The organism is Aeromonas sp. ZOR0002 (genome assembly GCF_963866995.1).
In the GTDB taxonomy this organism is placed as follows: domain Bacteria; phylum Pseudomonadota; class Gammaproteobacteria; order Enterobacterales; family Aeromonadaceae; genus Aeromonas; species Aeromonas caviae.
Window position 1 is genome coordinate 1 of record NZ_CAWMFQ010000084.1, and the last position, 514, is coordinate 514.

Here is a 514-nt window from a genome sequence, read left to right on the forward strand (position 1 = left end):
AGTTGCAGCAGTTAATTCAGCAATTCATTGAGCCGCTTTAACAAGCAACCAAACTTAAATTGAAGAGTTTGATCATGGCTCAGATTGAACGCTGGCGGCAGGCCTAACACATGCAAGTCGAGCGGCAGCGGGAAAGTAGCTTGCTACTTTTGCCGGCGAGCGGCGGACGGGTGAGTAATGCCTGGGAAATTGCCCAGTCGAGGGGGATAACAGTTGGAAACGACTGCTAATACCGCATACGCCCTACGGGGGAAAGCAGGGGACCTTCGGGCCTTGCGCGATTGGATATGCCCAGGTGGGATTAGCTAGTTGGTGAGGTAATGGCTCACCAAGGCGACGATCCCTAGCTGGTCTGAGAGGATGATCAGCCACACTGGAACTGAGACACGGTCCAGACTCCTACGGGAGGCAGCAGTGGGGAATATTGCACAATGGGGGAAACCCTGATGCAGCCATGCCGCGTGTGTGAAGAAGGCCTTCGGGTTGTAAAGCACTTTCAGCGAGGAGGAAAGGT

Annotated in this window: 1 rRNA gene; it reads left to right on the forward strand. The window is 54.1% G+C overall.

Annotation, left to right across the window (positions count from 1 at the left end):
- Positions 1 to 56: 56 nt before the first annotated feature.
- A 16S ribosomal RNA gene (locus AACR77_RS04760) occupies positions 57 to 514 on the forward strand; the annotation flags it as partial.